This window comes from Pontibacter harenae (genome assembly GCF_020907245.1).
Classification (GTDB): Bacteria; Bacteroidota; Bacteroidia; order Cytophagales; family Hymenobacteraceae; genus Pontibacter; species Pontibacter harenae.
The window spans coordinates 23,074-35,537 of the sequence record NZ_JAJJWH010000045.1; the positions used below are offsets into that span (position 1 = coordinate 23,074).

Consider the following 12,464-nt stretch of genomic DNA (forward strand, 5'->3'; position numbering starts at 1 on the left):
GCTCACTTTATTACTTAGCTGTCAGGCGATGTACAAGAATAGCTGTTCGCTTCACAATATCTTCCAAAGTGGTAAGATCAACATATTCTTCCGGTGCATGGGCATTTCCACCCATAACGCCCAAACCATCAAGGCTGTCGAGGTATTGAGCAACAAATGAGATATCTCCAGCTCCTCTCTTACCAGGGTCCCAAGGTTTTACTTCCCCCTGCCCCAAATCTATGCTTACCTTACTAAGTACATTCAGAACAGCCATATTCCCATCAGTGGGAGGCATAGAAGGATATCCGTCTGAAAAAGAAATTTCGGCATGCGTAACAGGTAAGCTTTCTGCCACAATCGCTCTCATTTTTTCTCGGGCTCGTTCTTTCTGTTCTTCCGAAAGAAACCGCAGGTCTCCCTTTACAATGGTTGTATTAGCTACTAAGTTTGTTTTCCCGGACACATTACCTTTTGTACCGGATGAATCCAGGCTTACTTCTGTTCCTCCTAAGATGAGACCCGGGTTGAAAGTCAGGTATACTTCCTGCAATTCTTCATAAAACCTATTGAGAATGCGAGAAGCTTCATATACTGAGCCAGCGCCAGAAATATCGGAGAAGATACCAGAAGAGTGGGCTTGCTTGCCTGTTACTTTTAGAAACCAGCCACTGGCACCGCGACGGGCAATGGTGGCGTAGTTAAAACCTGTACTACCTTCAAAGCTCAAGGCAATATCATTTTTCTTAGCAGCCTTAATTATATCTTTACGGCTTATATCTAGGGGCCGACCTGCACTTTCCTCATCTCCATGCAAGATCACAGTAATCTGCCGGTCTTTCAACTGGCCAGCCTCATGTAAAGCCTTCAAGGCATACAGCATCACCATGTTACCGCCTTTCATATCACTGGTTCCAGGGCCTACAGCAATAGAGTCTTGAAATTTCCATTTTTGAAAGGGGCTATCAGGTTCAAATACTGTATCAATATGACCGATCAGCAACAACTTTTTACCTTTTTTCCCCTTTATCTCCCCGATTAAATGCCCGCCTCGATTCATTTCTGAAGGCATATCTATCCAAGTAGTGGTAAACCCCATCTCATCCAACATCTTCTTGTAAAGCGCTCCAGCTTTCTTTACACCTGCAACATTCAACGTACCACTGTTAATATTAACTGTTTCTTCTAGAAAATGAATCGCCTCGGGACTATTCTTCTCAACATTTTTAATGATTTGAGTTTCTTGTTTTGAAAGCTTCTGAGCGTAGGAAGAAGAGTGAAATAAAGAAAAGATAAACAAGAGAAGAAGCCGATATCGTTTATGTTCAATCATAAATTTAAGAAATTGGGTTTTGTATTATTAAAATTTATATCTCATTCGCTAATGCCAGCTTAATTTATAAACCTGGCAATAACAAGTTATTGCTACATCTGTCGGTGCAATCTTCAAAATCTTGGCCAGGAGTCTTGCACTAATGACCGGGTGCTAACTCTGTAAAAACTACCACTCACAAAACATAAAGTAAAAGCTCAGGCAAAGCTGCAAGCACCAACTTATCCTTACTGCGCAGCCTCAACTTTGTTTTTAACACAATTAGACTATTCTCCTGGATGGTAACTCTTTTCAGCACCTCTTTTTACATCTTTCTTATAAAAGGTAATATCTTTATAATCATGGTTAATATAACCATCTACCTGATCGGTAAAGTGTGGTGAGTTAGAATCTGAACTTGCCCCTCCTGTTAAAATCGTCTTGGCTTTTAACTCTTTTCCAAATTCTATCAGAGCTACGAATGTATTACCTGTCACACCATATCGTTTCTTAGTTTCCGGCGTTTTCTTGCTTACATAAGCATTCAAGGAACCTAAATAACCTGGTGTTGCCGACAAAGCCCAACTAGGCTTTTCATCGCTAGAAGCTTCTCCGTTTGGATTCCGTTGATAACGATTGACACTACCCCAACTTACTTTCCAGGTTCCATGATCTTGATGCAATTCTGAAACAACAGCCTTAAAGCTGTCTAGCAATTGCTGTTCTGATAGCGTTTGGGTTGAAACTGCCGCACCGTTAGTAGTTGAATACACTTCTTCCCTTGTGTGTGGTTTTGGCAAACTAGCAACGTTCAGATCAATAATCTTTTCAATCCACATTACTGCCAATGTAGTTGCTACTGAGCTGGTGTCAGTTCTAAAATCCCACGCTTTTAGTACTTGAACTGGACCTGAAAGGTCAGAAGTGACTGTTGTGCTGTTATTATAGGCCTCGATGAGGTCAGGAATAAGACGTGCTGCATTAGGTAAATAAGTATCATGCGCTGCAGCAATAACATCATCCATAGTAGCGTTCTGAATTTTATCCAGAACTCTTACGGCATTCATTGCTCTTGGCGTTTGCCCATCGGGCAACATGAACAAAGGCTTTTTGCTCATCAATGTATCATAAGATCCTGTAGCGTATAACACGCTAGAGTTACAGTTCTGTAACCAGCCATTTGCTGGATTTTTATAATGGGGTATATCATCCAAAGAATATATACCTTTCCACTCAGTAGCATCTGTGCTACCGTCAACTGGACGCTTCCAATCCAGAGAAGCATCTTTTCGTGGAACAAAGTTGCCATGCCAGTAAGCAATGTTTCCGTCTCTATCTGCGTACACGACATTACTTCCGGTCATGGCACGCCTGTTCATGGCTGCTTTAAACTCATCAAAATTCTTAGCTTTCATTTTCTCCCAATGCATAGCCAGCAGGTCAATGTTTGCATCAAAGGTTTTCAAAGCTATCCATTTGTTATCCAACACAGACACTATTGGACCGTGGTGTGTGCGGTAAACTGTAAATTTTTGTGTTAATATTTCATTATCCTTTTTGTAGGGAACAGTGACCTCCGTGCTATCCACTGGGTGTAGTGCGCCATTATAACTGTAGTAGTATTTCCCGTTTTTCCTCTCAACAGTTTCAGCATACAAGTCTCTCGCATCTGATAAGGAAACAGGATGCATCCAACCTAAGTATTCATTGAACCCTTGAAATAGACTGAACTGGCCAAGAAACGGTGCTCCGTATGAATTTAATCCTTCTTTGCTCACTACATGTATCTCAATACGACCGTAAAATCCAGAATGCGGGTTAATTAATAGCATTGCATTCTTGCTTTTAGTGCGCGAGGGTGCTATTGCCCAACCGTTAGACCCAGATGGTTCACGAGATTCATCCGACTCTCCCATTGGTGTATAGGAAGTAGATTTCGGAATCTTCTTTGAATATAAAGCTTTGAAATCCTCATCATCCACATTGCTGCCGCCTACAGATGGAATATTGTTCATCAAGCACATCCATGGCTCTACTCGTGTGATGAGCTTTGGCTTTTTCTCGGGATGTGTAATCATATAGTAGTTAACGCCATTGGCGAATCCATCGCAAAGCTTCTGAAGCCACTCTGGTGATTCGTTATACAACGCTTTTGCTCGTATAGAGTCTGTGTAGATGCGTGACCAGAGATCTTTGTAGATCGCTGATTCACCTTCTACTTCAGCCTGACGGCCTAGTCTATTGATCAATGAAGCTTCTACCTTATCAAAGAACTCTTCACATTGCACATAACTCATTCCGAATACAGCCTGCTCATCGGTTTTGGCATATACATGCGGGACACCCCATTTATCTTTGATTATAGTAATTTGCTTTGCTTCTTTTTTCAGAGACTCAACCTCTTCAGAAGAAAATATTTGGGCCTGAACATTACCTGTTAAGACAATGAATAAAAAAACTAAAAACTTTTTCATTTGCTTGGTGTTTAGTTGGTTGGTGTCGAAAAAGGCTTATAAGTGCATTCTACTTTCGATAATCTAAGGCTGGTTTACGATTCCCCAAAAGTGCCTCATATTTAAAGTTGTTGCCTTGTTTCTCGGCTAACTCCTCTGCAGCTTCTTCTATAACAGCAGGGTTTTTGTATAGGTCATATGCTGTAAGAGCAATTGTTTTAGCTGCTACCATCATTCCTTTGGTGCCTATACTGATACCTCCAGAGGCTACGGCCTGCCAACTGTGTCCTGGTGTTCCTGGCACAAAGGTAGCAGTTCTAAGTCCGGCCGTAGGAACTGCCCAACTAACATCCCCCACATCTGTAGACCCGCCTCCGCCAGCTCTGATTTTTTCAACTTTGTAGGGCTGAATCTCCTTCGCAGACTCTAGTGCTGGTTTTTCGGCTATAAAAGATGATTGAATTTTATTTGCGAAAGCCTTTTCCTCTTCTGTATAATCAACGCCACCAACTTTGGTAAGATTTTCGTACATCAGCTTTGAAAGAACCTCATTGGGAAGAATGTTATAGACACCTCCGGTTACTTCATAATCAACAGTTGTTCCCGTTCCTAAAGCAGCTCCTTCTGCCGCTTTTACAACACGCTCCCATGTCTCTTTTACCTCATTCATCTCTGGATGTCGCACATAATAGTACACTTCGGCAAAGGCAGGCACTACATTTGGCGCTTCCCCTCCCCTTGTGATTACATAATGAATTCTGGTGTCAGAAGAAACATGTTCGCGCATCATATTCACCATGTTGTTCATCGCTTCTACTCCATCTAATGCAGAACGACCCCGATCAGGTGCCGCTGCGGCATGTGATGCCGCACCATGGAATCTAAATTTACCTGACTTGTTTGCTAATGAAGAGGACGCATTTGCCAAATTACGGTCAGCCGGATGCCAATGTAGTACGGCATCAACATCATCAAACAAACCAGCTCTTACCATGTATACTTTACCGGAGCCTCCTTCTTCGGCAGGTGTCCCGTAAACTTTAATAGTACCTTTTGTACCGGAGCTTTTTAGCCAATCCTTTACTGCTACTGCCGCCGCTACAGACCCAGTTCCAAACAAGTTATGACCACAGCCATGTCCGGCAGCTCCTGCAATAGCCGCTTTTTTCTCTGGGGCATCTACCTGAGATAAGCCTGGCAGTGCATCATATTCGGCCAATATACCAATTACAGGTTTTCCACTACCATATGTAGCTACAAAAGCCGTCGGGATTTCAGCAACTCCTGCTGTCACCTTAAAGCCAGCTCTCTTTAAATTTTCTTGCAGCAAAGCCGAGCTTTTTTTTTCCAGATAACCTGGCTCAGCATACTCCCATATCTTTTTGGCTACTTCGGCGTAAGTTGCTGTCTCTTTGTCAAGTGCGGCTACAATTTTTTCTCTATCAGATTTATTCTGTGCATTTGTTGCAATGGTCAGGCAGCATAAAACACTTAACAAAATAATTTTTCTTTTCATTTGAAATATTTTTAAGCATTGATATTCTTTAGTACTAACTAAATTAAGTTATATCCCCGTTATAAGACTCGCTAAATATTATTATTTATGCAGTAAGTATTATAAGCTGTATAAATCACCGTTTTTAATCATAGCCTATAAATTTATTTTATCATATATATTATTCAAATAATACCCTCAATAATTACTCAATTAGCAGTTTACCTGCCTCAACAGTACTAGAATCAGCAACTGCGCCAACTCAGTGGATCATAATGTAGCTGCCCGCAAAGCTTCATATGGACTCGTTCCATTATCAATCCAATACTGTAATTCTACCTAAAGACTCAGGCCATTTAGTACATGGGGAGAATATATCTAGGGATAGGAAGAGGTTATTATTTTGCAAAGACCTCCTACTTTAATTGTCATTAAAATCTAATTTTGTTCTTCTTGCAGGAGCAAAGTCATCATAGTTTCAGCAGCAATTCTACCCTTCATCTTCAACACTCTCCTTGGAGTGTCGTCCCCTACTTCATAAGTTAAAGCGTCAGCTCCTAATTCACGGCTAAACCAGCTTTTTGAAACGTTCCCGCCATTGTCAGATGGTTTTATGTTTGCTTCGAAGCCTGGAATAGCCTTTCCAAAGGCATTTAGCCATTTTTTAGTAAACCCAGGAGAATTAGTAGGCTGACTGGTCTCGTTGGTATAGAAGACATCACTATAGGTAGAGTGAAAGTCCAAAGCAAAAACCACCTTTGCCTTTTGTGTGGCCAGCTTCTTAAGTAAAAACAATTTTACAGCACTGGTTTCCGGTTGCTTGAATACGTCCCAATCTCGATTCAGGTCAACTCCTGCCGCACTATGCCTCCAGTTACCTTCGTCCACTCCATCAGGGTTAATCATGGGAATTACTACAAGTTCATAAGCTTTTCTGAACCTTTTAGCTAATGGAGTAGCAGAAGTAGTGGCCTGCACAAAAGACTGCATGGCCATATAGCCTGTTACTTCTGGCGGATGTTGTCGGCTTAGCACTACCACCAGTTTTTTGCCAGAACTTCCGGTACTATGAAGCGCTACAATCGGCTTCCCTAAAATGCTCTGCCCAATAATTTGCTTCCTCAAAAAAGGCATTTGCGAAAGACTATCCATCCACTGATAAGAAGAGGCTGCACTTATGATTTCCTGAGCAGCTACCAACAGGGTATCTTGCGTTACTGGTAGTTTAAAAAAGGCTTCGCTTTCTTGTGCATTCAACTGCACGTTGCCTACATAAGACCAGGTTTGCCCATTAGAACTGATTTGAGGATTGTACCTATGCTTTGTCCCTTCGTATTTTAACTTAATGTATATCGGCTGCTCCCCAGCGGACCACACTTTAAAAGCATACCAGGGACTAGGATTAATAGGGCTATTTTCAGGAGCCACTAAAACACTAAAAACACTATCATTCTCCTGTCTAAAAGCATTGGCACGGGCTGCAGCAAATTGATTGCTGAATAATACTTTGCCAAAGTTAAAACTTTGCTTTTGTTTCTGTTGAAAAGCGATAGTGGCTAAGGCGGTATTATCTGGTGGAGAATCAGCTTTCTCTGTTTGTTTTATAGCTTGACATGAAAGTGATAACAAACCAATACTCGATAGATATAGGTACTTTATAAATTTGACGTTTAATATTTTCATCAATGGAAATGAAGTATGTTATATCGTTTTGACTTTTAAGGAAACAAACCTGCTTCAGGATTTAAATGCAGGATTTACTGCTAAGAGTTAATAGATCAGGCTTGGGTGCGTTTACTTCCTCTACTAGTGCGAAATCTACTGAATTGGCATGCTCTTTAGATTATAAAAACTTTTCCATTGCTTTAGGTCAGCTTTTATATGTCATCTATGCCCTATGCAAGGCCCCATCATTTAAACATTTGCTTTATGTATGCTCTAAAATGACAGCTATGAATACAACAATCAGAAGATTAAAGGCCTTCAATCTTCCTAATGAATAATTTAAATAATTTAGGCATATTTAAACATTATCATTTAACCTGTATCTTATCCATATAGGGAATCTAACTTCACGCTTCAATCACCATCTAGAAATGACAGGTAGCGATAAAAGCGTGAAGTTAGGTTCCCTATATTAAGCCAGGAATAGCAAAACAGTTACTGATAAATATACATTGGATCGAACAAGCTTGGAGCAGGGTTTGGACTGTTTGGGTTTGAATTCAACTCATTTTGAGAATAAATGAATCTGTAAGGCAACTGGTCACCATTGTTGGGCTGCAACTTTATTCCGTAAGCCTCATTACGTGTTCGACGCTCATCATTCCAACCTAAATGGGTACCGTAAAAAGTAACATAGCGTTCTTGCAAAATTTCTCTTAACAAGGCATCCTCTTGCGAAATGTTATCTGAGTTTTCGATACCACCAGCAGCAAAATCTGCCATTACATAAGCTTCATAATTAAGAGTAGCACTTTCTTGATAAGTTGGATCAATGTACCCTCCCATATTCAAAAATTCACGGTACTCATTCAGGTGACCTAGAGCCACGTCGAGGCTTCTACCTGAACGTAGGGCTGCTTCAGCTAACGTAAGTATGTTTTCCTGGTAAGTAACCATTGGGAAATCAGCATCCATCGCAAAGAAACCTCTGGCAGCAGAAGTAGTAAGTGTATTAGGTTCGATTATACCTGGTGCATTTACTCCATTCTCTAAATAGTAGTATCTAAACCTGGCTGTTTCATCTGTCTTGGCGTTACCTCGATAGATAGAATTAGATGGGTTTAATAATTCAGCATTGTATGCGCCCTCGGCGGTAATACTGCCTGCCCGCACATCAGTTAGTAAACTGAAGGTATGGTTTTGATTTACATTAGGGGTCGTACCATGTGGAGCATACAAAGAGTTGGCATACGTACTAACACCCTGTACTGCAGCGGAATAAGCAGCGTCATATTGCTTAATATCCATGTAAAGGCGGGCTTTCAGTGTATAAGCTACTTGTATCCAATTATTAGCATCACCACTAAAATGAATATCTTCTGCTCCTACTGTACCTACACCCGATTCTAAATCAGCAATAGCTTCATCTAGTCTTGTAATCAGCTTGGGATATAACTCCTGTTGACTCTCAAACCTAGGATTAGGAAACTCTTCAGTTCGTCCAGCTTCTTCGTAGGGTATATCTCCCCAAAGCTCTGTAGCAGTAGCCAAAGAATTTACCTGAACAACTTTAGCAATACCTGCCATCTTCCTGTTGCCGAGCGCTTCAGCTTTCTGTATAGCTATTATGGCGTTCTTGTTAGCACCTGTAAAAACATTGTTCCAGTCATCATCAAAGTTACTAGCAGTAATGTTATAAGCGTACCATGTTCCGTATTGCTGAAAAACTCCAGTTCCATATCCCGTCCACACGAGGCTTAATCTACTTGCCTGACCTTCTTGTACTGCAACATTAGCTATTTGAGCTCCAGTAAAAACATAACTAGCTGGAGCATCAGTTGGGTTATTAGGGTCCACGTTTAGGTCGTCGACAATCTTTTCACATGAGGCTAGATGTAGGCTTAGCAAAACCGCTAAAAAAGGCTTATATATATTTTTCATTATTCTATGAATTGGAATTAGTAATTGAATTTGATACTGAAAAGCAATGATCTTGTGCTTGGGTTGTTAAAGTAATCTACCCCGCGCGCATTACCGACACCAGATACATTCGTTTCTGGGTCAACCCCTACTATGTCTGTCCATAAGATTGGATTACGGGCTGTTACTGAAAAATTAATCCCTTGAAGCTTAGTTTTCTTTCTGAACCCTTCAGATTCCAGCGTGTAACCCAGCGTTATTTCCCGAACTCGAGTCCAACTTCCATCACTAACAAACTGTTCTGTTAACTGTCCCGAGTGCCCCCCAAGTGTCGTATACCAAGATTGATCTAGTAAAACAGGGCCAGCACCATAGTCTCGTACGTTCCCTCGAACAGTGCTACCTGCAGGAATAAGTCTTCCTGCATAGTTATACATATCCTGGCCAAGCGTAACTTCATTGCCTACATCTGCATGTGTACCAAAATTAACCAACACTCCTCTGGTACCCTCATAAAAATCACCGCCTTGGGAAGTTTCGAACAACACATTAAGTGAGAAGTTTTTGTAAGATGCGTTAGTACCAAACCCGCCACGCCAGTCTGGATTTGGGTCACCAATTATACCTAGTTCGGTAGAAAGTTGCGGAAAACCAGTTTCAGTAAGGTCCAAAGAACCATCTTCATTACGCTGGTACGTACCTCCGTAAAAAGAAGATAGAGAAGATCCTACATGTGCTACAGTAGACAATGCACCTCCAGTTAACACTATATTTTCTGTACCAGCCAAGTCAGTTACTTTGTTTTGGTTGCGGCTCCAATTCGCAAAAACATTCCAGGTAAAGTCCTTTCTTAGCAGAACATTATAATTGAGATCTACTTCAAACCCTTTGTTCTCCATACTACCAGCATTAGTATACCTTCTACTAAAACCGGAAGAGCCTGCTGCAGCAACATTAAGTAACAAATCTTCAATTCTATTCTGATAGTATGTAAAGCTAGCAGAGAATTTATCATTTAAGAAACGTAAATCAGTACCTACTTCCCATTCGGTTTTTCGTTCCGGACTCAAGTTGGGATCCCCCTGTTCGCTACTTTGCACATAAGCACCACCATATCCGGTTCCGCTGATAGGGTTTGCATAGATACCGCTAAAGGATGCATTGATAAATGGAGTAGTGTTTTGATAAGCGTCTGGCTGTATACCAACTATACCGTAAGAAGCACGCAGCTTGCCAAAAGAAAGAATGCTGCTATTATTTAATGTTGGTAGCTGATTAAACTGCCAGGCCACATCTGCGGAAGGATAGTAAAAAGTAGACTTTGATTCGCTTCCAAAAGTTGACCCGGATTCACCTGCTGCTGAAACATTAAGAAACAACTGATCATAAAAACCTAAATTAAGACTAGAATACAGACGAGCCATTCGTCTATGTGTTAAGCTGGTATAGGGGTAATTATTTTCCCTTGTGGAGTTAGTGAAATTTGCCGGGGCATCTGGTATAATAAAATTATTCATTACACCTCCCTGATTATAATATTTTCGGTCGTTTATGTTAAATCCTAAAATTAATGTGCTTGTTACATTTACCCCAAAGTCTTTCATGACTCTGCCAATCACATCTCCATTCAGCTCTGTTTCTCTAATCGTTCGCTCCTCAAACTGACCTCTTCCTGAATTTGCGTAATCCGCAACTGGAAAGTTTGTGATACGCCTGTCTGTATAGGTATCAATACCGCCACGGGTTGTTATGTCGAACCAGTTTTGTGGGCTTATAACTATTTCTGAATTTAGAAGAAAGCGATCTACGTTACTTGTGTTGGTTTGTTCATTGATAACCCAAAGAGGATCATTATAACCTGGGTTTGCTGAAGCTCCCAAAGGGTTTCGGTAAGCGCGCTGCCGGTTTGGAATAGCAGACGCAGTAGGAGACGAGAAGTAATCACCTATCCATGAGCGACTATCAAAATCAGGGGAAGTACGCGTCATTCCTATATACAAACCTGCTGCATTGTCTCCTTTTTGTATCCGGTTAGAACTTGTTCGGACATAGTTGGCATTGGTAGTTGCTCTAATAATCTCATTAAATTGCCTTGAACTATTGAAACGGACAGAACTTCGCTTATAATCACTTTGCCCTGCAAAGATGCCTTTCTGACGTAAATCTCCAAGACTCAGGTAGAAGTTTCCTTTTTCATTTCCACCGCTTAAACTGAGGTTATTATCAAAGTAGGTACCTGTTCTGAAAACAGCATCCTCACGTTCATCAACGAATGTTTCCCTAGAGTTTTTCTGAATGATTGGATAAAAAGTCTGTCCGTTATAGGCTTCAAATCGTGCTCCATTCATGTTTACTTCGTCCGCCGCTCCAGTACGATCAGCAATTTTGTCTCCCCAACTATATGCTGAGGTTGGACTATACCTGCCATTTGAGCCTTGCCCATACGCTTCCTGTAGCGGGTGCAGCCTGTTCACTCTGTCGAATGAAGCAGTTGTACTGTACGATATGTTAATTTTCTCCATATCTGCCCCTCTTTTAGTTGTTATAACAATCACTCCGTTTGCTGCACGAGAACCCCATAAAGCTGCGGCCGAAGCTCCTTTCAATACTTGCATAGAAGCGATATCTTCAGGATTTATGTCGTTTAAGCGTGATTGCTGAGCAACGCCGCCTCTTGCATCTCCAAGGGTGTTATTACTCATTGGCACACCATCAATAATAACTAAAGGTTGATTTGAGCCAGTAATTGTATTTTGCCCCCTGATCTGAATGTTTGACCCGGCACCTGGATCACCAGTAGAACGGTTAATTTGTACTCCAGCCGCACGTCCAGCCAAACCGTTAATCACCCCTGTTTCTCCTGAGCGAGTAATATCTTCTGCTTTTACTGTGGCAGCCGTAGATCCTAATTTATCTTTGTCTTCTTTAAAGCCTAAGGCTGACACCACTACTTCTTGCAGTTGTTTAGTATTTGATGCCAAGGTAATATCAACTGTTGACTGATTACCTATGACAACTTCTTTAGAAAGCATACCAAGAAAAGAAAAGACAAGTGTTCCGCCCTGCTCTGGAACTGAAAGACGGAATTTACCTTCTACATCTGTGATTGTTCCTGTAGCCGTCCCCTTTAGACCAACACTTACACCTGGAAGAGCTGAACCATCATCCTGTGATGTAACTGTACCAGATACCATTCGACCTTGTGCAAATGCATAGCTACAATTCAGTAACCATACAAATATCACTAAAAGTAAATTTTTGTTCATAAATTTTCGTATTTATAGTGGAAATAATTGAACATAATATAGCAACAAAAAACGATGGATTATGGTGTTACTATCTATAGCTCCTTTTGACAAGTAAAGTTATTTGATGTTGTAATAATAGTTAACAACACGAGTTAAAACAAACTATTGTAAACATTTTTTTAAAAAAAACCCATAATTTTAAACATTACTTAACAAAGTAGCTATTTATTAACAATATTCATAATAATAAACAACCACTAAGTAATCACTTACATGAGTGATTACTTAGTGGTTGTCACAATTTAAAATATGTTTATTTATATTAAATTAGCTCATTGAAAAACAATATTAGGTTGTGGTTTAGAATGTATGATGTAGGAATAAATATGGCA

At 40.7% G+C, this 12,464-nt stretch carries 6 protein-coding genes; all 6 read right to left on the reverse strand.

Annotated elements, in window-relative coordinates:
- Window positions 1–10: 10 nt before the first annotated feature.
- Complete coding sequence (locus tag LN893_RS17185; protein ID WP_229972247.1) at window positions 11–1,312, reverse strand: M20/M25/M40 family metallo-hydrolase; 1,302 nt, start codon at window positions 1,310–1,312, stop codon at window positions 11–13.
- Between the two features lie 266 nt (window positions 1,313–1,578).
- Window positions 1,579–3,765 (reverse strand): penicillin acylase family protein, encoded by a 2,187-nt coding sequence (locus LN893_RS17190; RefSeq protein WP_229972249.1) that lies wholly within the window; start codon window positions 3,763–3,765, stop codon window positions 1,579–1,581.
- Between the two features lie 49 nt (window positions 3,766–3,814).
- On the reverse strand, window positions 3,815–5,260 hold the full coding sequence (locus tag LN893_RS17195) for an amidohydrolase (protein ID WP_229972250.1): 1,446 nt from the start codon (window positions 5,258–5,260) through the stop codon (window positions 3,815–3,817).
- A gap of 417 nt (window positions 5,261–5,677) precedes the next feature.
- Window positions 5,678–6,922 (reverse strand): M14 family metallopeptidase, encoded by a 1,245-nt coding sequence (locus tag LN893_RS17200; RefSeq protein ID WP_229972256.1) that lies wholly within the window; start codon window positions 6,920–6,922, stop codon window positions 5,678–5,680.
- Window positions 6,923–7,399: 477 nt separating this feature from the next.
- Window positions 7,400–8,845: a SusD/RagB family nutrient-binding outer membrane lipoprotein gene (locus tag LN893_RS17205; RefSeq protein ID WP_229972252.1), complete on the reverse strand. Its 1,446-nt coding sequence runs from the start codon at window positions 8,843–8,845 to the stop codon at window positions 7,400–7,402.
- Between the two features lie 17 nt (window positions 8,846–8,862).
- Entirely contained in the window at window positions 8,863–12,090 is a 3,228-nt protein-coding gene (locus LN893_RS17210; RefSeq protein WP_229972254.1) for a SusC/RagA family TonB-linked outer membrane protein, read from the reverse strand.
- Window positions 12,091–12,464: the final 374 nt, after the last annotated feature.

Coding starts and splice junctions, on each gene's coding strand:
- LN893_RS17185 (WP_229972247.1), bottom strand. CDS start 1,312: ATGATTGAACATAAACGATATCGGCTTCTTCTCTTGTTTATCTTTTCT.
- LN893_RS17190 (WP_229972249.1), bottom strand. CDS start 3,765: ATGAAAAAGTTTTTAGTTTTTTTATTCATTGTCTTAACAGGTAATGTT.
- LN893_RS17195 (WP_229972250.1), bottom strand. CDS start 5,260: ATGAAAAGAAAAATTATTTTGTTAAGTGTTTTATGCTGCCTGACCATT.
- LN893_RS17200 (WP_229972256.1), bottom strand. CDS start 6,922: ATGAAAATATTAAACGTCAAATTTATAAAGTACCTATATCTATCGAGT.
- LN893_RS17205 (WP_229972252.1), bottom strand. CDS start 8,845: ATGAAAAATATATATAAGCCTTTTTTAGCGGTTTTGCTAAGCCTACAT.
- LN893_RS17210 (WP_229972254.1), bottom strand. CDS start 12,090: ATGAACAAAAATTTACTTTTAGTGATATTTGTATGGTTACTGAATTGT.